This window comes from Curtobacterium sp. 8I-2 (assembly GCF_902506155.1).
In the GTDB taxonomy this organism is placed as follows: Bacteria; Actinomycetota; Actinomycetes; order Actinomycetales; family Microbacteriaceae; genus Curtobacterium; species Curtobacterium poinsettiae.
On sequence record NZ_LR732827.1, the window covers coordinates 2,412,876 to 2,436,195 of the forward strand.

A 23,320-nucleotide genomic window follows, 5' to 3' on the forward strand; every position below is an offset into this window, starting at 1 on the left:
CCCCCGCACGGTGCGGGGCGGGCGCGCCCCGGGCCTCCCGTCCGCCCTGATCGTGAGCACAGGACGTCGGGCCGGCTCGACGGACCCGACCATTCCTGCTCACGAAGCGGGCGCGAGCGCGCGCGACCGCGCACGAGTCCTACTCGTCGGCGGGCAGCGGCTCGGCGTGCTCGATGCGGGCGCTCGCCGTGGCCATGTGCTCGTCCATCGCGCGCTGCACGGCGGGCACGTCGCGGGCGCGCAACGCCTCGAAGACGGCGCGGTGCTCGTGGAACGCGGCCTCGGTCGCCTGCCGGGTCTGCACGCGGCGCGCGACCCACACGCTCAGCATCGAGCGCAGACTCTGCAGCAGGTCGGCGAGCACGTCGTTGCCGGACGCCCGTGCCAGCAGGACGTGGAAGCGGACGTCGGCGTCGATGAAGGCCTGCGGGTCGTCGAGCGTCGCCTCCTGCCGGACCAGGTACTCGCCGAGCTCGGTGATCTGCTCGTCGGTGGCGCGCTGCGCGGCGAGGATCGCGGCCGTGCGCTCCAGCGAGGACCGGATCTCGAGCAGTTCGCGGGTGCGGTTCGCGGCGAGCATCAGACCCCACGACAGGGTCGTCGGCAGCAGGTCCGAGGTGCCGCCACGCAGGTACGTGCCCGAACCGGGGCGGATCTGCACGATGCCCAGGATCTCGAGGGCGGCGAGGGCCTCGCGGACCGCCGAGCGACCCACGCCGAGCCGCTCGGACAGGACCCGCTCCGCCGGCAGCCGCGACCCGGGGGCCAGCTCGCCGGCGGTGAGCAGCGACACGAGCTGTCGGGCGACCACCGAGGCGGGTGACCCGACGGGCACGGACTCGAGTTCGAGTCGGATGTTGAGGGGGTCGTCCGGGCTGAACGCGGGCATGCAGTGAGCGTACCGGTCGGTCAACCGGTTGCGGCGGGAGCAGTGCCAGCGCGCCGGGCGGACGGCCTCGTCCGAGCCGACGCGCGAAATGGTCAACCGGTTGACAAGTTGATCGAGCGCGACGCACACTGGATCAGGCGCACCGATGCGCCCGCTCCCGATCCGCGCAGCAGCCCGGACCACCCCGACGCAGCAGCCGGGCGGAGTCGTACCACCCCCACCGAGCAGGAGTCATCGTGGACATCCCCGCCACGCGAGGCATCCCCACCTCGGTCGTCGAGAAGACGGCCATCCGCAAGATCGCGATCCGCATCGTGCCGTTCGTAGCACTGATGTTCTTCATCAACTTCCTCGACCGCACCGCGATCTCCTTCGCCGCCCCCAACGGCATGGAGGCCGACCTCGGCCTGACCGCCGCCCAGTTCGGCTTCGCGTCCGGTGTGTTCTTCATCGGCTACCTCGTGCTCGAGGTGCCGTCCAACCTCGCGCTGCACAAGTTCGGCGCCCGGATCTGGCTCGCCCGCATCATGATCACGTGGGGCATCGTGTCCCTGCTCTTCACGTGGGTGCAGAACTACCCGCAGCTCGTCGGTCTGCGCTTCCTGCTCGGCATCGCCGAGGCGGGGTTCTTCCCCGGCGCGATCCTGTTCCTGTCGACGTGGGTCCCGGCTCGCCACCGCGGCAAGATGCTCGCGCTGTTCTACCTGGCCCAGCCGCTCACGAGCGTCATCGGCTCGCCGCTCGCCGGCTGGCTGATGACCCACGAGGGGATCCTCGGCGGCCTGGCCGGCTGGCGCTTCATGTTCCTCTGCGTCTCGATCCCGGCGATCATCGTCGGCGTCCTGTGCCTCTTCGTCCTCAAGGACAAGCCGTCGCAGGCGAAGTGGCTCGACGAGGACGAGAAGGTCTGGCTGGAGACGACGCTCGCTGCCGAGAGCGCGGCGAAGGGCGGCGGCGGCGACGGCCACGGCAAGGGCGGCCTGCGTGCGGCCTTCGGCTCCGGCCGCGTCTGGATGCTCGCCGCCGTGTACTTCGGGTTCATCTACGGCCTCTACGCACTCAGCTTCTTCCTGCCGACGATCATCGACGGCTTCCAGGAGCAGTTCGGCACGACGTTCGACCTGTTCCAGAAGGGCCTCATCACGGCCATCCCGTACGTGCCGGCCGCGGTCGTCCTGTACTTCTGGTCGCGTGACGCCTTCCGTCGTGGCGTCCGGGTCTGGCACATCGCCGTCCCGGCCCTGGTCGGCGGTCTGACGATCCCGGTCGCGCTGTACATGAACAGCCCGGCGGCCACCGTCGCCGTCATCGCGATCACCGCGTGTGCGATCTTCGCGGCCCTGCCGAACTTCTGGACGGTCCCGACGCAGTTCCTGACCGGTGCCGCCGCAGCCGCGGGGGTCGCCCTGATCAACACCGTGGGCAACCTCGGTGGGTTCGCCGCCCCGTACATCACGGGCGCGGTCAGCGAGTGGACCGGCGGGTACCAGGTGCCGATGTTCATCGTCGGGTTCTTCATGGTGCTGTCGAGCGTGCTGATGTTCGTCCTCGGCCGGAACACCAAGCGCAACGAAGCGGCCGCCGCCGCGACCGGAGCCGAGACCGCAGCCGCGGCCACGGACGGACCGACCGCCATCGCGAAGGAGGCCGGCGCATGACCCGCCTGTTCAACGACCCGGCGGACTTCGCCGACGAGATGGTCGACGGCTTCGTCGCCGCCAACCGCGCCCGGGTCCGCAGGGTGCACGGCGGCGTCGCCCGCTCCACCACCAGCCCCGAGGGGACCGTCGCGCTCGTCGTCGGCGGTGGCTCCGGCCACTACCCGGCCTTCGGCGGCCTCGTCGGGCACGGCCTGGCTGCCGGTGCCGCGATGGGCAACCTGTTCGCCAGCCCCAGCGCCCAGCAGGTCACCGCCGTGGCGAAGGCGTCCGAGCACGGCGGCGGCGTACTGCTGAGCTACGGCAACTACGCCGGCGACGTCCTCAACTTCGACGCCGCGGCACGGGCGCTCGAGGCACAGGGCATCGACGTCCGCACGGTCCGCGTGACCGACGACATCGCCTCGGCGCCCGCCGACCAGGCGCACCAGCGCCGGGGCATCGCGGGTGACCTCTGCGTGTTCAAGGTGGCCGGCGCGGCCGCGGAACGCGGCGACGACCTCGACGCGGTCACCGCGATCGCGACCCGCGCCAACGACCGCACGCGCAGCTTCGGTGTCGCCTTCTCCGGCTGCTCCCTGCCCGGCGCCGACGAACCGCTCTTCACCGTCCCCGAGGGCCGGATGGCCATCGGCATGGGCATCCACGGCGAACGCGGCATCGCCGAGGCCGACGTCCCCACCGCGGACGGCCTGGCCGACCTGCTCGTCGACGAGCTGCTCACCGAGCTGCCGTCCGGCGTCACCGCGGACGGTGCGCGCGTCGTCCCGATCCTCAACGGCCTCGGCTCCGTCAAGTACGAGGAACTCTTCGTCGTCTTCGGTGCCGTCCAGCGGAAGCTCACCGAGGCCGGCATCGTCGTGGTCGAGCCCGAGGTCGGCGAACTCGTCACCAGCTTCGACATGGCGGGCGTCTCGCTCACCCTGTTCTGGCTCGACGACGAACTCGAGCAGCTCTGGGCCGCGCCCGCCGACGCCCCCGCGTACCGCAAGGGCGGCGCCGTCCCGCAGCAGCCGCTGCCGGCCGAGGTGCTCGAAGCCGGCGTGGTGGTGCCCGTGACGCCCGGCACCGAGGAGTCCCGGGCCGCAGCAGTCCGCGTCGCAGGCGCCGTCTCCGCGATCCGCGCCACGATCGACGACCACGCCGACGAGCTCGGCCGCATCGACGCCGTCGCCGGCGACGGCGACCACGGCATCGGCATGCAGCGCGGCTCCACCGCCGCCGACCGTGCGGCACAGGACGCCGCCGCCCGTGGCGCCGGCGCCGGTTCGGTCCTCGCGATCGCCGGTGATGCCTGGTCCGACAAGGCCGGCGGCACGTCCGGTGCGATCTGGGGTGCTGCCCTGGAGGCCATGGGTCGCGTCCTCGGGGACGAGTCCCGTCCGACATCCGCCACCGTCCAGAGCGCGGTGCACGCCGCCACCGAGGCCGTCCTGGCCTTCGGGGCCGTCCCCGGCGACAAGACCATGGTCGACGCACTCGTGCCGTTCGACCAGGTCTTCTCCGCCCGGGTCGACGCCGGCGACGAACTCGTCGACGCCTGGTCGGCCGCCTCGGCCGCAGCGCAGACCGCGGCCGACGCCACGGCCGACCTGTTGCCCCGGATGGGCCGTGCACGCACCCACGGTGCGGACGCCGTCGGCACCCCGGACGCCGGCGCGGTCTCGTTCGCGCTGATCACCGCCGCGGTCCGCTCGACCATCGCCGTCCCCGCCTGACCCCCACCACGAAAGGCACACCCGCATGAGTGAGCAGCAGTTCCGCATCGTCGTCGGTTCGGACGACGCCGGCTTCGACCACAAGGAGGCCATCAAGGCCGACCTGGCGAAGGACCCCCGCGTGGCCTCCGTGGTCGACGTGGGCGTGGACGCCGACGGCCACACGGCCTACCCGCACGTCGCCGTCGACGCCGCCCGTCTGGTGGCGAACGGCGAGGCCGACCGCGCGATCCTGGTCTGCGGCACCGGCCTCGGAGTCGCGATCGCGGCGAACAAGGTCCCCGGCATCCGCGCCGTGACCGCGCACGACTCGTTCTCGGTCGAGCGCTCGATCCTGTCGAACGACGCCCAGGTCCTCTGCATGGGGCAGCGCGTCGTCGGGGTCGAGGTCGCGCGCCGGATGTCGAAGGAGTGGCTCGGCTACACCTTCGACCAGACCAGCGCGAGCGCGTCGAAGGTCCAGGCCATCTGCGCCTACGACGGCTCCGCGCCGGTGGGGACCGACGCCTGATGACCGTGACCGCGGCGGCCGCCCCCGTGACGATCGGGGTGTCGCTCAAGATGTACTTCTCGCACGCCCGGACGCTCGAGTGGGCGGCCGCCGTGGCCGACATCGCCCGGAGCCACCCGGCGGTGCGCTCCGGCGCGGTCGAGCTCTTCGTGGCGCCGACGTTCCCGTCGCTCGTGCCGGTGCGTGCGGTGATCGGGGACGCCCCCGTGACGCTCGGCGCGCAGGACCTGGCGTGGGCGGACGAGGGCGCGTTCACCGGCGAGGTCTCCGGCGTGGAGCTCCGGGAGATCGGTGTCGACCTCGTCGAGATCGCACACGCCGAGCGCCGCTCCCTGTTCCACGAGACGGACGACGAGATCGCGGGGAAGGTGCACGCGGCGTTCCGCAACCACCTGCGGCCCCTGATCTGCATCGGTGAGACCGCGCGCGCCGCCGACGACGACCCCGCAGCCGCGATCGCCGAGGTCACCGCGCAGCTCGACCGGTTCACCACCACGGCCACCGCCGACGGTCTCGCCGGACCGCTCATCGCCGCGTACGAGCCGGTGTGGGCGATCGGTGCCCCGCAGCCCGCACCCGACGAGCACATCGTCGCGGTGCTCGGTGGGATCGAGCAGCACCTGGCGACCCGGCCGGAGCTCGCCGGCTCGGTCGCGATCTACGGCGGCAGTGCCGGTCCGGGCCTGCTGACCCGCGGTGCCGGACGCATCGGCGGCCTGTTCCTCGGCCGCTTCGCCCACGACCCCGAGGCGATCCGCACGATCCTCGATGAAGCCGAGGCGCTGGCCGCGACGCAGGACGGAGCACCGGCGTGACCTCCCTGCTCGGCCTCTCCACCTACGCCTACTTCTGGCGCATGTCCGACCGCGTGCCGTCGCCGCTGTCCCTCGACGACGCCCTGCGCGACGCCGCGACCCACGACGGCGTCGACCTGTTCCAGATCTGCGACCACCTGCCGCTCGACACCGCGACCGATGCGCGCCTGGCGTCGATCCGGTCCCTGGCCACCGACCTCGGTCTCACGCTCGAGGTCGGCACCCGTGGCACCCGGCCGGAGCACCTGGCCCGGTACCTGCACGTCGCGCAGCAGCTCGGCGCGACCCTCGTCCGGAGCATGTGGACGAGCGGCGACGACCAGCCCGACGCGGCCGAGACCGGACGACGCCTGCGGCAGGCGCTCCCCGCCTACGAGCGCGCGGGCGTGACCCTCGCGCTGGAGACCTACGAGGTCGTCGCCACCGCCGACCTCGTCGCCGTCGTCGAAGCGATCGGCTCCGACCACCTCGGCATCTGCCTCGACCCGGCGAACACCGTCGCCCGGCTCGAACACCCGGCCGACGTCGTGGCGATGACCGCCCCGCACGTCGTCAACTGGCACGTGAAGGACGCCGCCTTCACCCGCTCACCGGGCTGGGTCGGGTTCCAGTACACCGGCGTCCGCACCGGTACCGGACTGCTCGACCACGACGCCGTCCGCGCCGCGATCGAGCCCGACGCCCGGGGGATCAACCGCGTCATCGAGTTCTGGCTGCCGTGGCAGGACGAGCACGCCGGCGCCGAACCCCTGCCGGGGGAGACCCCCGCACAGACCACCACGCGCATCGAGGCGGCGTGGACCGAACACACCATCGAGTACATCAGGAGCAAGGAATCATGACCGACACCGTCACCACCCCCCACACCGTCGCTGCCGGATCCGGCACGGCCGACGTCACCGTCGCCGTGATCGGTGCCGGCGGCAAGATGGGCACCCGCGTCTCGAACAACTTCGCGAAGAGCGAGTACACGACCCTGTACAGCGAGGCCTCGCCCGCCGGCCAGGAGCGCATCCGGGCCCTCGGCCGCGAGATCACCGACAGCCTCGACGCCGCGAAGGCCGCCGACGTCGTCATCCTCGCCGTGCCCGACGTCCTGCTCGGCACCGTCTCCGAGCAGCTCGTCCCCGTGATGCAGCCCGGCGCCACGATCCTGACGCTCGACCCCGCCGCCGCCTACGCCGGACTGCTCGCCAAGCGCGAGGACGTCCACTACGCCGTGGCGCACCCGTGCCACCCGTCGGTGTTCCTCGAGCGCACCACCAAGGCCGAGTGGGACGACACCTTCGGTGGCATCGCCGCCCCGCAGGAGGTGATCGCGGCCTTCGACGCGTCGGAGTCGCTCGGCGACCAGGACGAGCGCGCCAAGGCCGTCGCCGAGGCCGTCATCACCACCATGTACGCGCCCGTCATCCAGGTGCACTGGGTGACGGTGAAGCAGCTCGCCGTGCTCGAGCCGACCCTGGTCGAGACCATCGCCTGCATGATCGGCGACTTCCTCAACGACGCCCTCGAAGAAACGGTCACCGGTGTCGGCGTGCCCCGCGAGGCCGCCCGCGCCATGCTCCACGGCCACACCTGGATCGCGCTGACGAACGGCCTGCGCGGCTCGAACCCGTTCTCCGACGCCTGCCACATCGCGATGGGCTACGGCCGCGAGAAGCTCATCAAGGAGGACTGGAAGCAGGTCTTCGACGACAGCGAGCTCGACTCGGTCATCGCGAAGATGCTGAAGATCGACGCCGTCCGGCGCTGATCACCCGCGGTCCCCACGGACCGGAACGCCCCGCCGACCCCCTTCCGGCGGGGCGTTCCCCGTGCCGCCACGGCTGCTCTTCGCCACCCGCTGGCCGCCCTGGAGGCCCGGTCCGGCCCCGTCAGACCGTCTCGCGCCCGGCGAGCAGTGCGCCCAGCGCTGCGGCGCCGCCCGCAGCGTCGGGCACGGTCACCATCCGCGCTTGCCCGCCGCGGAGCCGTGCGACCAGCCCCGGCCCGGACCGCACGACGTAGGCGACGCCGCGGCCCGAGATCCGGTAGCCCCAGCCACCCCACTGCCCGGGGGACACCTGCTCCCAGCCGCACGACTCGATGCGCTCCAACGGCACCCGCATGAGCGGGATCCTCGTCCACGTGGACGTGAGCCGCATGCCCCGTCGGTCGACCGTGAGCTCCACCCGCGCCAGCACCAGCACGGCGAGCCCCGCGAGCACCATGGCCAGACCGGACACGACCGCCGTGGTCACGCCCGCCGACACCGTCCAGACCGCGGTCCCGACGCCGAGCAGCACGACGAGCGCCCCGAGCAGCGCGAACCACCGGCTGCCGACGCGTGCACGCCAGGCCACCCGGGTGTCGGGCCCGACGGTCAGGGGTGCGACGTCGGACGCCGGCACGGGGGCAGCGACCCGGAACAGTGCGAGCACGGGGACAGCGGCGACCACCACGGCGACGAGCAGGAACGGCACCGTCCACCACGGGGACAGGGTGCCGTCGCCGGCCGTGTTCGTCCAGGCCAGCAGGACCCAGGCCGACCCGAGGGTCCCGGCCAGCAGGTTCGCGACGAGCAGCACGGTGGCCGCGGTCCGCTTGTCGTGCCACCGCAGCGCGCCCATCGCGAGCCCGACGGCCACGAGCGCCACCGCCAGGGTGACCCAGAACGCCGTCCAGGGGGAGCCCCAGCCGTCCGCTGTGCCGTCCGTCCGGAAGTGGATCGCGATCCGTGACGGCATGGCGGGCGCCGCGAGGACCGCGGTGAGCACCAGTCCCACCGCGACCAGGAGCCCTGGTGCCACCACCGCCAGCCGTGTGCCCGTGGTCATCGGTCGTGTCGTCATCGTGCCCCCTTGATCATCGTGAACAGGTCGTCGAGCGGGACGCCGAGGGTGTCCGCCTGGTCGCGCAGCTCGTCGACGAGCGTGCGCAACCGGTCGAACGAGGCGTTGCCCGACCGCAGGACCGTCGCACCGCGGCCACGCCGCAACTCGATCAGTCCGTCGTCCTGCAGCAGCGCGTAGGCACGCAGGACGGTGTGCATGTTGACGTCGACCGAGGCCGCGAGGTCGCGCGCTGCGGGCAGTCGCTCGCCGTTCCGGAGCTCGCCGCGGGCGATCGCGTGGCGGATCTGGGTGGCGACCTGTTCCGCCAGGGTCGCGCGGGCCCCCGGGTCGACGGTGATCAACATGTTCGCATTCTATGCGAACAATCCCGCTCGGCACCAGGGGTCACCCGCCCCTCGAGACCCTGCTCGGACGCCGTTTGGCCGCGGAACGCAGGCGCGGTTCCAGCGGGCTCCGGCACGCGTACCGTCCGTCGCGATGACCGATTCGACCACCACCAGCACCCCGTCGAACTACGAGTCCGCCGACGGGGTGGACCCCCTGCGCGTCACCACCTACCGACAGGTCCGCAAGGCCGCACGCCGCGGGCACGCACTGCCCGGCGACGTCGGCGAACCGTCGCTCGCAGACCTCGTGAACGCCCGGAAGAACGGCATCGCCGAGTCCCGCTGACCCCGCGTGGCCGTGCGTGCGGGCGGGCGACCGGTCAGCCGTGCGCGACGGACTCCACCAGCGCGTCGAGCGCCCGGTCGAGTTCCGGCAGCGTGACGGCGCCGTAGCCGAACACGATGCCCGCCGGTGCGCTGCCGGGCGCGAGCCCGTACTCCTCGAGCGTCGCCACTCGTACCCCGGCGTCCGCCATCCGCTCGGCGACGTCGGCCCCGGTGGTCGGACCCGACCACGTGACCACCGCGTGCAGTCCGCCGTTCAGGGCACGGGCCTCCAGTCCGGTGACGTCGTCGAGCCGGGCCGCGATCCGGGCTCGGCGATGCGCGTAGTCGCGGCGCACCCGTCCCAGGTGCCGCCGCAGCGCACCCGTGCGCAGCAGGTGGGCCAGTGCCGCCTGCACCGGCTCGGCGACCACCGCGCCGCGTGCACGCCGCGCCGACAGCACCGCCTCCGCCACCCGTGCACCGATCCCGGCACCTGCTGCGGAGGGCAGGACGACCCAGGCGCACCGCAGTCGCGGGTCGAGCTTCTTCGAGAACCCGCCGACGTGCAGCACCACGCCCTCGGCGTCGAGTGCGGCCAGCGCGGGCACGGGCGTCCCGCGATGCCGGAACTCCGAGTCGTAGTCGTCCTCGACCACCACCGTGCCGGTCGCAGCCGCCCAGGCGAGCAGCCGACGGCGCCGGGCCACCGGCATCACCGAGCCGAGCGGGTACTGGTGGGTCGGACTGACCAGCACCGCGTCGACCGGCCCCGCAGCCTCGAGCGCGTCGAGGTCGAGGCCGTCCTCCCCGACCGGGACGGCGACGAGGGTCCCGCCCGCGCTCGTGATCGCCCGGTGCCCGGTGCGGTAGCCGGGGTCCTCGACGCCGAAGACGGGTGGACGACCCAGCAGGCTCCGCAGCGCCTCGGTGATCAGCGACAGCGCCTCCGAGGTCCCCGCAGTCACGAGCACCCGGTCGACCGTCGTCGTGAACCCGCGGGTCAGGCCGAGCTGGGCGACGACCTGTGCCCGCAGCTCGGGGGAGCCGAGCGGCTCCGCGATCGCGTTCCGGAGCGGTGCCGACGCCGCTGCGCGCCAGGCGGCCCGCCAGTCCCGCTGGGGGATCGCGGTCACGGCGGGGATGCCCGGCCGGCAGTCGATGCGCACCGCGGGCGACGGATCGGCCAGGACGGCGTCGGCGGCGAAGGCGACGGGCGAGCCGGGCCCGGCGCCGCCCGCCACCGACCCACCCGGCGTCCGGCCGTGCACGTCCGCCGCGACCCGGGCCACCGCACCGTGCCGCGTGCGCAGGTACCCCTCGCCGTCGAGTTGTTCGTACGCCGCGACGACGGTGCCGCGCGCCACCCCGAGCTCTGCCGCCAGCGCACGCGTCGACGGCAGTGGATCGCCCTCGCGCAGGGTGCCGTCGTGCACCATCGCGCGGACCCGGGCCACGACACCGGACACCTTGCTCGACTGGTCCACCGTGATCACTCCGAACTGGTCCACGCATCGGACCACTGGTGACCCTAGCGTGAGCGCATGCCCACCCCGAACGCCCAGCCGCACCCCACGGAACCCGCCGCCGACGGTCCCTCGCTCCGCGTCCGCCGCCTGCGCGACCGCCAGTCCGACGACCCGGGAGTCCTCGACGCGATCCTCGCCGAAGCCCACGTCGCGCACGTCGGCATCGTCCGCGGCGGCCACCCCGTGGTCCTGCCCTTCCTCTGCGCCGTCGGGGACCTCGGCGACGGCCCGGTGATGCTGCTGCACGGCTCGACCGGAGGCGGCCTGTTCCTCGACGCCGGGGCCGAGGGTGTCCCGGTGGCCGCGACCGTCACCCACCTGGACGGCCTGGTGTTCGCCCGCTCCACCAACGACAGCTCCGCGAACTACCGCAGCGCGATGATCGCCGGCCGCGCCACCGTCGTCCCGACCGACCTGCGTGCCGAAGCGCTCTGGCAGGTGGCGGACCACCTCATGCCGGGTCGCCGAGCCGAGGTGCGCGAGATGACCGCGAAGGAGGTCCGCGCCACCCAGGTCCTCCAGCTGCCCCTCGACCGCGCGAGCGTCAAGGTCCGTGCCCACGGGGTCGGCGAGGACCCGGCCGACGGCGAGGACCACACCGTCTGGGCGGGCGTCCTGCCACTCGCGGTCCGCGCCGGTGTCCCGATCTCGGGGGACATCTCGGGGGACAGTCCGGTGGACGCGTCCGTCCTCGCGCTGTCGGCTCGCCTCGACCGTCTGGCCGCCGACCGGGAGGCCCGGATCGCCGCCGCCATGCGGGTCGCGTCGGTCTGAGCCCGTCCCCACGGCCGCACGCCGGCTCCGGAACAGCCGTGCGCGTCGTCGGAGTGGCCTGCGAGCGGTGATCGTTCCTGTGACCAGCTGCAGGAACACTCCGGCGCTGCCCAGCCGCGGACACCGTCGTGACCAATACGTTACTTTCCGGACCGCCGAGTGGTCCCGACCCGGAAGGACCCATGGGACGCCACACCCTGCCTGCAGCAGCCGACGACCGTCAGCCCACGCGGACGCACACGCACCCCGCGCGACCGCACACGCACCCCGCGGCCGATCCCGCGCCGCTGACGCCGGACACGCAGCAGTCCCGTCCCCGCGGACGCCGCTCGGCCCTCGGCCCCGCAGCCGCCCGTTCCACCTTCGTCGAGCACCCGAAGCCGGCCCGGACCGTGCGGATGCAGCCGCGTCCCGCCCCCGTCGCGTCGTCGGCCGGCAGCGCGGTGCTGAGCCGGACGGCCACCCTGCGTGCCGAACGAGCACTCGACCCGCGGCACATCCGTCGTTCCGCGAACGCGAAGCGCGCCGCGATCCTGCTGGCCCCCGCCATCGCCGTGACCTCGAGCCTGACGCTCGCCCTGCCCGCGAACGCCGACACGCTGCCGGTCGACACCCGCTCCGGCACGACCACGGCACAGGACGCCCAGACCTTCACGGTGGCGCACGACGTGCAGGTCCCCGTGGTCTCGACCGACGGCATGACCACCACCACGACGATCGTGTCCTACCCGACGCTCGACCTGCGGTTCGGGGTGACGACGGCGCAGGCACAGTCCGCGTTGTCCGCCGCGCTGTCGGCCGGCGGCGACCGGGCCACGATCCTGGCGACCGCCCTGCAGTACATGGGGGACCCGTACGTCGAGGGCGGCGCGAGCCACGAGGGCATCGACTGCTCCGGGCTCACGATGGTCGCGTACCAGGCGGTGGGGATCCAGCTCGTGCACTACGTGCCGACGCAGGACGCCGTCGCCACCACGATCCCCGAGTCCGAGGCGTTGCCGGGCGACCTCGTCGTGTACGACGACGACGACCACGTCGGCCTGTACCTCGGCCAGGGGCTCGTGCTGCAGGCACCGCACCCGGGCGAGGTCGTCGACATCGTCCCGATGTACTCGGCGGCGCACCACTTCGCCCGCGTCCTGCCGGCCGGCAGCTGACCCGGCGGACCGCGCTGGGGCCCTGGTGGTGACCAGCAGGACCACCCGGACGGGGCGTCCCCACGGATCACGGGCCTCCCGTATCCTGGAGTGATGGCTTCCGACACCCGCACCCCGTTCGAACAGCAGCAGTCTGCTCGTCCGCAGGTGCGCCCGCGCACCGAGGGCTGGAAGCAGGCCACCGACACCGACGGCCGGCCGCTCCTGCAGTTCGCGTCCCCGAAGCGCGGCAAGCCGCCCGTGCACCTGGCCGACCTGACGGCTGAGGAACGCGAGGCCCGCGTCAAGGACCTCGGTCTGCCCGGGTTCCGCGCCAAGCAGCTCGCGACCCACTACTTCCAGCACTACACGTCCGACCCGGCCAAGATGACCGACCTGCCCGCCGCCCAGCGGGAGCAGCTCGTCGCCGGGATGCTGCCGCCGCTCCTCACCGAGACCCGGCGGCTCGCGACGGACAACGGCGACACCATCAAGTTCCTCTGGAAGTTGCACGACGGCGCCCTGGTCGAGTCGGTCCTGATGCGGTACCCCGGCCGGATCACGCTGTGCGTGTCGTCCCAGGCCGGGTGCGGCATGAACTGCCCGTTCTGCGCCACCGGCCAGGCCGGGCTGACCCGCAACATGTCCACCGCCGAGATCATCGAGCAGATCGTCCGGGCCAACGCCGCGATCGCCGCCGGTGAGCTCGGGGGCGATCCCCGCAAGGGCGGCAACGACCGCGTCGACGCCGAACGCGTGACGAACATCGTGTTCATGGGCATGGGGGAGCCGCTCGCGAACTACAAGCGGGTGATGGACGCGGTGCGGTTGATGGTCGCGCCGCAGCCGAACGGCCTCGGCATGAGTGCCCGCGGCATCACGGTGTCGACCGTCGGCCTCGTGCCGGCGATGATCAAGCTCGCGGACGAAGGGATCCCGCTCACCTTCGCGCTGTCCCTGCACGCCCCCGACGACGAACTCCGCGACGAGCTCATCCCGGTGAACTCGCGCTGGAAGGCCGACGAGGCGATCGACGCCGCCCACAACTACTACGTCAAGACGGGCCGTCGTGTCTCGATCGAGTACGCGCTCATCAAGGACATGAACGACCACGCCTGGCGAGCCGACCTGCTCGCCGAGAAGCTGAACAAGCGTGGCAAGGGATGGGTGCACGTCAACCCGATCCCGCTCAACCCGACGCCGGGCTCCGTCTGGACCTCGTCCGAGGTGCACGTGCAGGACGAGTTCGTCCGCCGACTCAACGCCGCCGGCATCCCGACGACCCTGCGTGACACCCGCGGCAAGGAGATCGACGGGGCGTGCGGGCAGTTGGCCGCGGCCGAGTAGGTCGGTCCGGTCAGTCGGTCCGGTCCAGTTGGTCTGGTCGTCTGGTCGTCTGTTCGTTCGGGAGGCACGGTGCGGGTTCGCACCGTGCCTTCCGTCGTTCACGGGGTGCGTCCACCCCGTCGATCACCGGAAACCCGGGGGGGCAGCTCCCGTTCACCGGAGTGCGACACGCCCGGGAGGGAGGACGGTTGGCGGGCCCCCTGGGGCCTGTGTAGAGTAATCACTCGTTGCCGCTGAGGCGGAGAACGGAACGGCCGAGACGGTCACAGGGTGCAAGCCCTGGATGCGCAGTCCGGACGGGGTCCCGCTCAGGCAACATCCCCCCGAAGAAGTCGAAGTGATTCGACGTGTCCGACGGTGGAACAAGACGAATGCCTCTCTGGCGGAATCCTTTTGTGGGTCGAGCGGGGAGTGCGTCTGGTCCTTGAGAACTCAACAGCGTGCACATTGTCAATGCCAATTTATTGATTGACCTCGTGCCTGGTCGGCAGTGCGTCTGGTCCTTGAGAACTCAACAGCGTGCACATTGTCAATGCCAATTTATTGATTGACCTCGTGCCTGGTCGGCTTGCTGACTGGGTCATGAAGCAATTCCTTTTGGATTGAAGATTGTCAGTAGACAGTCAACAGTCAGAATCAACTCGGTCTGATGCCTTCGGGTGTTGGGTCTGTATTTTTTTACGGAGAGTTTGATCCTGGCTCAGGACGAACGCTGGCGGCGTGCTTAACACATGCAAGTCGAACGATGATGCCCAGCTTGCTGGGTGGATTAGTGGCGAACGGGTGAGTAACACGTGAGTAACCTGCCCCTGACTCTGGGATAAGCGTTGGAAACGACGTCTAATACTGGATATGATCACTGGCCGCATGGTCTGGTGGTGGAAAGATTTTTTGGTTGGGGATGGACTCGCGGCCTATCAGCTTGTTGGTGAGGTAATGGCTCACCAAGGCGACGACGGGTAGCCGGCCTGAGAGGGTGACCGGCCACACTGGGACTGAGACACGGCCCAGACTCCTACGGGAGGCAGCAGTGGGGAATATTGCACAATGGGCGAAAGCCTGATGCAGCAACGCCGCGTGAGGGATGACGGCCTTCGGGTTGTAAACCTCTTTTAGTAGGGAAGAAGCGAAAGTGACGGTACCTGCAGAAAAAGCACCGGCTAACTACGTGCCAGCAGCCGCGGTAATACGTAGGGTGCAAGCGTTGTCCGGAATTATTGGGCGTAAAGAGCTCGTAGGCGGTTTGTCGCGTCTGCTGTGAAATCCCGAGGCTCAACCTCGGGCTTGCAGTGGGTACGGGCAGACTAGAGTGCGGTAGGGGAGATTGGAATTCCTGGTGTAGCGGTGGAATGCGCAGATATCAGGAGGAACACCGATGGCGAAGGCAGATCTCTGGGCCGTAACTGACGCTGAGGAGCGAAAGCATGGGGAGCGAACAGGATTAGATACCCTGGTAGTCCATGCCGTAAACGTTGGGCGCTAGATGTAGGGACCTTTCCACGGTTTCTGTGTCGTAGCTAACGCATTAAGCGCCCCGCCTGGGGAGTACGGCCGCAAGGCTAAAACTCAAAGGAATTGACGGGGGCCCGCACAAGCGGCGGAGCATGCGGATTAATTCGATGCAACGCGAAGAACCTTACCAAGGCTTGACATACACCGGAAACGGCCAGAGATGGTCGCCCCCTTGTGGTCGGTGTACAGGTGGTGCATGGTTGTCGTCAGCTCGTGTCGTGAGATGTTGGGTTAAGTCCCGCAACGAGCGCAACCCTCGTTCTATGTTGCCAGCGGGTTATGCCGGGGACTCATAGGAGACTGCCGGGGTCAACTCGGAGGAAGGTGGGGATGACGTCAAATCATCATGCCCCTTATGTCTTGGGCTTCACGCATGCTACAATGGCCGGTACAAAGGGCTGCGATACCGTAAGGTGGAGCGAATCCCAAAAAGCCGGTCTCAGTTCGGATTGAGGTCTGCAACTCGACCTCATGAAGTCGGAGTCGCTAGTAATCGCAGATCAGCAACGCTGCGGTGAATACGTTCCCGGGCCTTGTACACACCGCCCGTCAAGTCATGAAAGTCGGTAACACCCGAAGCCGGTGGCCTAACCCTTGTGGAAGGAGCCGTCGAAGGTGGGATCGGTGATTAGGACTAAGTCGTAACAAGGTAGCCGTACCGGAAGGTGCGGCTGGATCACCTCCTTTCTAAGGAGCATCTGGTCAGTGCTGGTCGCCCATTAGGGGTGGCTGGTTGCTGGTCCAGGCGCCTGTTTCGGACCGAACGTGTCCGACGGGTAGCTCATGGGTGGAACATTGACAGTGCAGTTGGGAGTGATGCTTCCGACCTCAGTACGCTCTGCTTGCAGGGTTGGGACGGGTCGGGGGTGGAGCGCTCAGCTGGTGCACGTTGTTGGGTCCTGAGGGACCAGGCTTCCTGCTGCTACGTGAGTGGTGGTGGGGGTTGGGCCTACGGGTCCTTCGTCGGGCCAGTGTGATCCTGCTGTTGTGGTGGGGGAGTGCTGGTGCCGATCGTATGTTGAGAACTACACAGTGGACGCGAGCATCTTTGATTCGCGTCATCCATGATCAGCCTTTGGGTTGTTGAGTGGTGACGTTGGATCGCAATTTTAATCTTTGTGGTCAAGTTTCTAAGAGCAAACGGTGGATGCCTTGGCATCTGGAGCCGATGAAGGACGTAGAAATCTGCGATAAGCCTCGGGGAGCTGATAATCGAGCTTCGATCCGAGGATTTCCGAATGGGGAAACCCCGCCAGGCGTTTTGCGACCTGGTGACTCCCGCCTGAATATATAGGGCGGGTAGAGGGAACGTGGGGAAGTGAAACATCTCAGTACCCACAGGAAGAGAAAACAACATGTGATTCCGTGAGTAGTGGCGAGCGAAAGCGGATGAGGCTAAACCGATCATGTGTGATAGCCGGCGGGCGTTGCATGGTCGGGGTTGTGGGACACGTCACTCAGTTCTGCCGGACTGGGGCGGTTACAGCGCATCATAGTCGAACCGGTTTGAAAGCCGGGCCGTAGTGGGTGCCAGCCCCGTAGACGAAATGGTGTTATGGCCGGATGTGTATCCCAAGTAGCACGGGGCCCGAGAAATCCCGTGTGAATCTGTCAGGACCACCTGATAAGCCTAAATACTCCCAGATGACCGATAGCGGACAAGTACCGTGAGGGAAAGGTGAAAAGTACCCCGGGAGGGGAGTGAAATAGTACCTGAAACCGTTTGCTTACAAACCGTCGGAGCCTCCTTAGTAGGGGTGACGGCGTGCCTTTTGAAGAATGAGCCTGCGAGTTAGTGATATGTGGCGAGGTTAACCCGTGAGGGGCAGCCGTAGCGAAAGCGAGTCTGAATAGGGCGTTTGAGTCGCATGTTCTAGACCCGAAGCGAAGTGATCTATCCATGGCCAGGTTGAAGCGACGGTAAGACGTCGTGGAGGACCGAACCCACTTCAGTTGAAAATGGAGGGGATGAGCTGTGGATAGGGGTGAAAGGCCAATCAAACTTCGTGATAGCTGGTTCTCTCCGAAATGCATTTAGGTGCAGCGTTGCGTGTTTCTCGCCGGAGGTAGAGCTACTGGATGGCCGATGGGCCTCAACAGGTTACTGACGTCAGCCAAACTCCGAATGCCGGTGAGTGAGAGCGCAGCAGTGAGACGGTGGGGGATAAGCTTCATCGTCGAGAGGGAAACAACCCAGACTACCAACTAAGGTCCCTAAGCGTGTGCTAAGTGGGAAAGGATGTGGAGTTGCACAGACAACCAGGAGGTTGGCTTAGAAGCAGCCACCCTTGAAAGAGTGCGTAATAGCTCACTGGTCAAGTGATTCCGCGCCGACAATGTAACGGGGCTCAAGCACACCACCGAAGTTGTAGATTTCGCACTATAGACAAGCCTTCGTGGTTCAGTCGTGCGGAGTGGTAGGAGAGCGTCGTGTGGCGAGTGAAGCGGCGGAGTGATCCAGCCGTGGACGCTACACGAGTGAGAATGCAGGCATGAGTAGCGAAAGACGGGTGAGAAACCCGTCCTCCGAAAGACCAAGGGTTCCAGGGCCAGGTTAATCCGCCCTGGGTAAGTCGGGACCTAAGGCGAGGCCGACAGGCGTAGTCGATGGACAACGGGTTGATATTCCCGTACCGGCGAACAACCGCCCAAGCTAATCCAGTGGTGCTAAGAGTCCTAACCCGGTACAACCGGATCCCTTCGGGGTGATGGTGGCCGGTCTAACGCTCGACCCCATGCTGGTGCGGTTAGCGTATGAACAGGTGTGACGCAGGAAGGTAGCTGAGCCAGGCGATGGTATCCGTAAGGTGAACCTGGTGTAAGGATGTAGGGCTGACGATAGGCAAATCCGTCGTCTGTGTGCCTGAGATCCGACGCGTACCCGTAAGGGGAAATCAGTGATCCTATGCTGCCGAGAAAAGCATCGACGCGAGGTTGCAGCCGCCCGTACCCGAAACCGACTCAGGTGGTCAGGTAGAGAATACCAAGGAGATCGAGAGAATCGTGGTTAAGGAACTCGGCAAAATGCCCCCGTAACTTCGGGAGAAGGGGGGCCGGACACGTGACCGGATTTACTCCGTGAGCGTTGAAGGCCGCAGAGACCAGTGGGAAGCGACTGTTTACTAAAAACACAGGTCCGTGCGAAGTCGCAAGACGATGTATACGGACTGACGCCTGCCCGGTGCTGGAAGGTTAAGAGGAAGGGTTAGCCTTTGGGCGAAGCTCTGAATTTAAGCCCCAGTAAACGGCGGTGGTAACTATAACCATCCTAAGGTAGCGAAATTCCTTGTCGGGTAAGTTCCGACCTGCACGAATGGCGTAACGACTTCCCAGCTGTCTCAACCGCGAACTCGGCGAAATTGCACTACGAGTAAAGATGCTCGTTACGCGCAGCAGGACGGAAAGACCCCGTGACCTTTACTACAGTTTGGTATTGGTGTTCGGAGTGGCTTGTGTAGGATAGGTGGGAGACTGTGAAGCGGGCACGCTAGTGTTCGTGGAGTCATTGTTGAAATACCACTCTGGTCACTTTGGATGTCTAACGTAGGACCCTGATCGGGTTCATGGACAGTGCCTGATGGGTAGTTTAACTGGGGCGGTTGCCTCCCAAAGAGTAACGGAGGCGCCCAAAGGTTCCCTCAACCTGGTTGGCAATCAGGTGGCGAGTGTAAGTGCACAAGGGAGCTTGACTGTGAGACTGACAGGTCGAGCAGGGACGAAAGTCGGGACTAGTGATCCGGCAGTGGCTTGTGGAAGCGCTGTCGCTCAACGGATAAAAGGTACCTCGGGGATAACAGGCTGATCTTGCCCAAGAGTCCATATCGACGGCATGGTTTGGCACCTCGATGTCGGCTCGTCGCATCCTGGGGCTGGAGTAGGTCCCAAGGGTTGGGCTGTTCGCCCATTAAAGCGGTACGCGAGCTGGGTTTAGAACGTCGTGAGACAGTTCGGTCCCTATCCGCTGCGCGCGTTGGAAATTTGAGAAGATCTATCCCTAGTACGAGAGGACCGGGATGGACGAACCTCTGGTGTGTCAGTTGTTCTGCCAAGGGCACCGCTGATTAGCTACGTTCGGACCGGATAACCGCTGAAAGCATCTAAGCGGGAAGCCGTCTTCGAGATGAGATTTCCATGCACCTTGAGTGTGAGAGGCTCCCAGCAGACTACTGGGTTGATAGGCCGGATGTGGAAGCGGGGACTAACGACCCGTGGAGCTGACCGGTACTAATAAGCCGAAGACTTGATAACACACTGATTTCCGTGCACTTGTTGCACGGGCTCGCGTCCACTTTGTGGTTCCCGACAGACGATCGGGAATCGAAACTGAATACACCGCTCTGCCCTCTTCACGGAGGGCAGTAGTCGGGACAGCTTTGAGACCAATGTATGATCTGGTCGAGAGTGTTCCGGTGGTCATAGCGAGAGGGAAACGCCCGGTCACATTCCGAACCCGGAAGCTAAGCCTCTCAGCGCCGATGGTACTGCAAGGGGGACCTTGTGGGAGAGTAGGACGCCGCCGGACTTAACGTAAGAAAGATGTGGCCATCGGCCCTCCATCGAGAATTCGCAGGGGAAACCCTCGTTCTCGGTTGGGGCCGGTGGCCATTTCTGTTTCTGCCGCCGTTCACTCNCTCCCCCGCCGACGCCCCCGCGGTGCGCCGCGATCGCGCGGCGCACCGCGGGGGCGTCGGCGGGGGAGAGCGCTCCGGCGAGGACGAGCACCGGGGCCGGGGCGGGCGGTGTGCCGTGCCCGACGAGGACGCGGGTCGACGCGTGGACGCGCCCCCAGGCCTCCAGGAGGGCGAGCACGCCCTTCGAACGCGTGAGGCGACCGTAGTGGAGCACCACGGGGCGGTCGTCGTCGATGCCGAGCGCCGCACGGGCGCGGCGGGTGCTGGCGGGCGTGGCCAGCGGGAAGGCTGAGGTGTCGACGCCGTTCGGCACCGCGTCGATGCGGTCGGCCGGTGCCCCGGCTGCCGTCCAGGCCCGCGTCATCGCGGTGGAGACCGCGAAGAACCGCGTCCGGCCCCCCGCGAACGGCCCGAGGCGGCGGTAGTTCGGGGCGTGGTGCAGGTGCACCGCGAGGGGGACGCCGGACACGAACGACACGACGCGGCCCCACGGCAGGAACTCCGGCCGGTTCAGCCAGAGGACGTCGGGGCGGGACCGGCGGAGGCGGAGGCCCTCGCCGACGAAGCGCAGCAGGTCCCGCGGTGCGGTCCGCACCGAGAAGGAGTAGTCCCGTGCTGGGCGGAGCCGGACACCGAGACGGTCGAAGGGGGCACGGCCGTCGTCCGGGCGACCGGTCGGCGCAGGGCGGTGCCATACCTCGACGTCGTGCCCAGCGGACACGAGCTCGCCGACGTCCTCGAGGACGCAGCGCTCGACGCCGCCGGTGATGGTGAGCCCGTTCGTGGCGACGACGACACGGAGTGTGCGGTGGGCGGTGGGACTGGTCATGCCGAGCCTCCGCGGGCGAGTTGCAGTCGACGGAAGAACCAGGGCATGCAGGCGACGACACCGATGACCCTGACGATGTTCCAGGTGAGGTCCTGCGGTGCCAGCAGCGACGCCGCGGCGAGCACCAGGGCGATGCCGACGGCCAGCAGCACCCGGCGTCCGGGCCCCCGCCACTCGCGGCGGTCCGGGAGCGCCGCCTGCTGCAGGACGGCGAGGATCCCGTAGGCGATCACGGTCGCGATGCCGGCGCCGACGATGCCGGTCAGCGGCACGAGCACCAGGTTCGCGGCGATGTTGACGACACCGGCGACCGCACCGATCACTCCCACGGTCACGCCGCGGCGCTCCACCAGCAGCAGTCGGCCGGTGGCGCCGCTCGCGACCACGGGGAACGCGGTCAGGGCGACCACGAACACGACGACGGTGAGCGACTCGACGCGGTACGAGGCCGGCGCGAGGATCGGCAGGGCCACGGGCGACACGAGCGTCACGGCGAGGAGCACGGGGGCGAGGAGCACGTAGAGCTCGTCGCGGGCGTGCATCGCGAGCCGACGACGGGCGACGGCGTCGCGGAGGGCGGCGAAGTGCGGCGCCCACGCCTGGTTCGTGAAGGTCAGCAGCAGGATGACCGCGGACCCGACGACGTAGGCGATCTGGTAGCGGGCGACCTCGTCGGCACCGAGCAGGCGCTGCACGACGAGCCGGTCGCCGGCGTTCAGGACGAAGTACGACAGGCTGCCGAGCGCGATCGGGACGCCCAGCCGGAAGGCGCGAGCGGTGGTGCGGTGGTCGAACAGGCCACGGAACCGGGGCCTGGTCGCGACGATGCCGATGACCATCGCGACGCCCTGGGCGACGACGCCGCCCCAGGCGTAGGTGGTGGCGTCGGCGTGCACGGCGGCCAGCAGCCCGAGGCCGATGACCGACCCGCCGACCGACGACAGCAGGCTCGTCACCGCGAAGACCCGGATGCGGTCCTGCGCCACCAGCAGGGCGAGGGAGAGCTGCACGATCGCGGCGGGCCCGGTCCACAGCACGGCCACCAGGAGCAGCGGGTGCTGGTCGACGAAGCCCGCGGCGTCCCCCCACAGCGGGATCGAGACGAGTGCGAACACCGTGACGGTGACGGCGGTGACCATGCCGACGAACAGCAGGCCGCGCGCCCGTCGGTCGTCGCCGTCCTCGGCCCGCTGCAGCACCGCCGCCTGGTCGATGCCGCACACCGCGACGACCACGAGCGCCTGGTAGAGCGCGATCGCCGAGGCCAGCACACCGAACTCGGCCGGTGGCATCAGGTGCGCCAGCACGGGCGAGATGAGCGAACTCACGACGAGCTGCATCGACCACACCACGACGTAGAGCAGGCCGCGTCCGAACAGCACCGACGAGCCGCGGGCCACCGCCGTCGAACCGGTGTCCGTGGAGAGCGCTCCGGGCGAGGCGGGCTGCTCGACGGCGGCCTCGGCTGCACGGGCCTCGCGTCGGGTCTGGGGGACGGTCACCGCGACACCACCGCCGGTTCGTCGTCGCGTCGGGCACCGGTGCGCAGCCCGAACGCGGCGTCGACGACGTCGAGCAGGTCGCCGCTGCGTTCCGTCGAGAACTTGCGGGCGAACAGGAACGGGGCGGACTGGTCGGCCGAGGCACGGCGTTCCAGCACCCGTCCGGCGTCCTCGATCCCGAGCCACGGCGGGCTCTTCTGCTTCGTGCCGTCCCACCCGATCCACCACAGCGGGTGCGCGACGTGGGCGTCGGCGAAGTCGGGGGTGAACGCCGGGGTCAGCAACACCGACGGCACGAAGGTCTCGTCACCGATCCACACACGCTCCCAGAAGGTCACCAGGTCCGGCCGGCCGTCGACCACGTCGACGACGCCCTGCGCATGGTGCCGCGCCAGGACCTTGAGCTGCGAGCCACCGCCGAACACGACGCCGCGCGGCGCCCTGCGGGGGATCGGCAGGCGCAGCATGTGCTTCCGCCACGCCCAGTGCCGGAAACGCACGCGGGAACGGCCACCGTCACGACCCCACGCGGGGTGCGGGAGCGGCTGCACGTCGACGAACGACCGACCGGGGTTCGCCGTCATGACCGCGGCGATCTCCGCGGCACCGGCCAACGGGTAGTCGCTGCCGGTCAGCACGGCCACGTGCGTCGCGTCGGTCTCCGCGAGGGCAGCACGGTAGCCAGCGACCTCGGCCGCGACGTTCTCCCACTTCGCCCAGCCGGTGCGCATCCGGGGCAGCACACGGACCCGCTCGGGCAGGTCGGCCGTCATCGCTGCGAACGCGTCGTCGTCGGTGCTCGCGTCGCAGTGCAGGAACACCGGGAACGGGTCGAGCGCCGCCACGAGACGACGGACGTGCGTCGGGTCCTCGTGGGCGAGGACGATGCACGCGAGCGGCGTGGGGGAGATGGCCATGTCCGCGACGCTAAGCGGGCCCGGGAACCCCGACAAGGCCGGTCAGGGGCGGGTGCGGGGGAACG

At 68.6% G+C, this 23,320-nt stretch carries 16 protein-coding genes, 3 rRNA genes and 1 pseudogene; 13 read left to right on the forward strand and 7 right to left on the reverse strand.

The genetic code is table 11. From position 1 onward, the window contains the following. Positions 1–139 precede the first annotated feature (139 nt). The gene (locus BOSE127_RS15200) at positions 140–889 is read right to left on the reverse strand and encodes a FadR/GntR family transcriptional regulator (RefSeq protein ID WP_159557879.1); all 750 of its coding nucleotides are present in this window, start codon (positions 887–889) and stop codon (positions 140–142) included. A 236-nt stretch (positions 890–1,125) separates the two neighbouring features. Here BOSE127_RS15200 and BOSE127_RS15205 point away from each other — a divergent pair, with 236 nt between their 5' ends. Genes BOSE127_RS15205 through BOSE127_RS15230 form a run of 6 tightly spaced genes read left to right on the forward strand, consistent with a single transcriptional unit; the run spans position 1,126 to position 7,347 of the window. Beyond that, positions 1,126–2,547: an MFS transporter gene (locus BOSE127_RS15205; protein WP_159557881.1), complete on the forward strand. Its 1,422-nt coding sequence runs from the start codon at positions 1,126–1,128 to the stop codon at positions 2,545–2,547. After that, positions 2,544–4,265 carry a dihydroxyacetone kinase family protein gene (locus BOSE127_RS15210; RefSeq protein WP_017885796.1) on the forward strand — a complete coding sequence of 574 codons (1,722 nt, stop codon included), beginning with the start codon at positions 2,544–2,546 and terminating at the stop codon, positions 4,263–4,265. Before BOSE127_RS15205 ends, BOSE127_RS15210 begins: the two co-directional genes overlap by 4 nt. Before the next feature lie 25 nt (positions 4,266–4,290). Then, positions 4,291–4,776 carry a ribose-5-phosphate isomerase gene (locus BOSE127_RS15215; protein WP_159557883.1) on the forward strand — a complete coding sequence of 162 codons (486 nt, stop codon included), beginning with the start codon at positions 4,291–4,293 and terminating at the stop codon, positions 4,774–4,776. After that, complete coding sequence (locus BOSE127_RS15220) at positions 4,776–5,591, forward strand: triose-phosphate isomerase family protein (protein ID WP_159557885.1); 816 nt, start codon at positions 4,776–4,778, stop codon at positions 5,589–5,591. The genes BOSE127_RS15215 and BOSE127_RS15220 overlap by 1 nt, the downstream gene beginning before the upstream one ends. After that, positions 5,588–6,433, forward strand: a complete 846-nt coding sequence (locus BOSE127_RS15225; protein WP_156463930.1) for a sugar phosphate isomerase/epimerase family protein — start codon at positions 5,588–5,590, stop codon at positions 6,431–6,433. The genes BOSE127_RS15220 and BOSE127_RS15225 overlap by 4 nt, the downstream gene beginning before the upstream one ends. Further along, complete coding sequence (locus tag BOSE127_RS15230) at positions 6,430–7,347, forward strand: phosphogluconate dehydrogenase C-terminal domain-containing protein (RefSeq protein ID WP_017885792.1); 918 nt, start codon at positions 6,430–6,432, stop codon at positions 7,345–7,347. The genes BOSE127_RS15225 and BOSE127_RS15230 overlap by 4 nt, the downstream gene beginning before the upstream one ends. A gap of 121 nt (positions 7,348–7,468) precedes the next feature. On the opposite strand, the gene BOSE127_RS15235 is transcribed toward BOSE127_RS15230, so the two are convergent. Both BOSE127_RS15235 and BOSE127_RS15240 read right to left on the reverse strand, forming a co-directional pair. Then, positions 7,469–8,410, reverse strand: coding sequence for a DUF1648 domain-containing protein (locus BOSE127_RS15235; protein WP_082509817.1), 942 nt, complete (start codon positions 8,408–8,410; stop codon positions 7,469–7,471). An 11-nt stretch (positions 8,411–8,421) separates the two neighbouring features. Next, positions 8,422–8,772, reverse strand: coding sequence for a GntR family transcriptional regulator (locus BOSE127_RS15240; RefSeq protein WP_017885790.1), 351 nt, complete (start codon positions 8,770–8,772; stop codon positions 8,422–8,424). 133 nt (positions 8,773–8,905) lie between these two features. On the opposite strand from BOSE127_RS15240, the gene BOSE127_RS15245 reads away from it, so the two are divergent. Further along, positions 8,906–9,100: a hypothetical protein gene (locus tag BOSE127_RS15245; RefSeq protein WP_042540396.1), complete on the forward strand. Its 195-nt coding sequence runs from the start codon at positions 8,906–8,908 to the stop codon at positions 9,098–9,100. A 34-nt stretch (positions 9,101–9,134) separates the two neighbouring features. Here the strand turns inward: BOSE127_RS15245 and pdxR are convergent, their stop codons facing one another. After that, the gene (gene pdxR, locus BOSE127_RS15250) at positions 9,135–10,589 is read right to left on the reverse strand and encodes a MocR-like pyridoxine biosynthesis transcription factor PdxR (RefSeq protein ID WP_159557887.1); all 1,455 of its coding nucleotides are present in this window, start codon (positions 10,587–10,589) and stop codon (positions 9,135–9,137) included. Positions 10,590–10,622: 33 nt separating this feature from the next. On the opposite strand from pdxR, the gene BOSE127_RS15255 reads away from it, so the two are divergent. From BOSE127_RS15255 to rrf, 6 genes are all read left to right on the forward strand, one after another. After that, positions 10,623–11,381 (forward strand): pyridoxamine 5'-phosphate oxidase family protein, encoded by a 759-nt coding sequence (locus BOSE127_RS15255; RefSeq protein WP_056073357.1) that lies wholly within the window; start codon positions 10,623–10,625, stop codon positions 11,379–11,381. 182 nt (positions 11,382–11,563) lie between these two features. Continuing rightward, positions 11,564–12,538 (forward strand): C40 family peptidase, encoded by a 975-nt coding sequence (locus BOSE127_RS15260; protein ID WP_056073354.1) that lies wholly within the window; start codon positions 11,564–11,566, stop codon positions 12,536–12,538. A gap of 93 nt (positions 12,539–12,631) precedes the next feature. Next, the gene (gene rlmN / locus BOSE127_RS15265) at positions 12,632–13,864 is read left to right on the forward strand and encodes a 23S rRNA (adenine(2503)-C(2))-methyltransferase RlmN (protein ID WP_159557889.1); all 1,233 of its coding nucleotides are present in this window, start codon (positions 12,632–12,634) and stop codon (positions 13,862–13,864) included. A 677-nt stretch (positions 13,865–14,541) separates the two neighbouring features. Next, positions 14,542–16,063 (forward strand): 16S ribosomal RNA (locus BOSE127_RS15270). A 433-nt stretch (positions 16,064–16,496) separates the two neighbouring features. Next, positions 16,497–19,624: ribosomal RNA gene (locus tag BOSE127_RS15275) — 23S ribosomal RNA — on the forward strand. A gap of 157 nt (positions 19,625–19,781) precedes the next feature. Continuing rightward, a 5S ribosomal RNA gene (gene rrf / locus BOSE127_RS15280) occupies positions 19,782–19,898 on the forward strand. The 16S, 23S and 5S rRNA genes sit together here, the layout of an rRNA operon. A 109-nt stretch (positions 19,899–20,007) precedes the next feature. Here rrf and BOSE127_RS17510 read toward each other — a convergent pair. The 3 genes and pseudogenes from BOSE127_RS17510 to BOSE127_RS15295 form a co-directional block, all read right to left on the reverse strand. Continuing rightward, positions 20,008–20,836: pseudogene (locus BOSE127_RS17510) on the reverse strand (glycosyltransferase family 4 protein); the annotation flags it as partial. Continuing rightward, complete coding sequence (locus BOSE127_RS15290) at positions 20,833–22,338, reverse strand: lipopolysaccharide biosynthesis protein (RefSeq protein ID WP_083389330.1); 1,506 nt, start codon at positions 22,336–22,338, stop codon at positions 20,833–20,835. The gene BOSE127_RS15290 and the pseudogene BOSE127_RS17510, both read right to left, overlap by 4 nt. After that, positions 22,335–23,255 (reverse strand): beta-1,6-N-acetylglucosaminyltransferase, encoded by a 921-nt coding sequence (locus tag BOSE127_RS15295; protein ID WP_017887126.1) that lies wholly within the window; start codon positions 23,253–23,255, stop codon positions 22,335–22,337. Before BOSE127_RS15295 ends, BOSE127_RS15290 begins: the two co-directional genes overlap by 4 nt. Between the last annotated feature and the right edge of the window lie 65 nt (positions 23,256–23,320).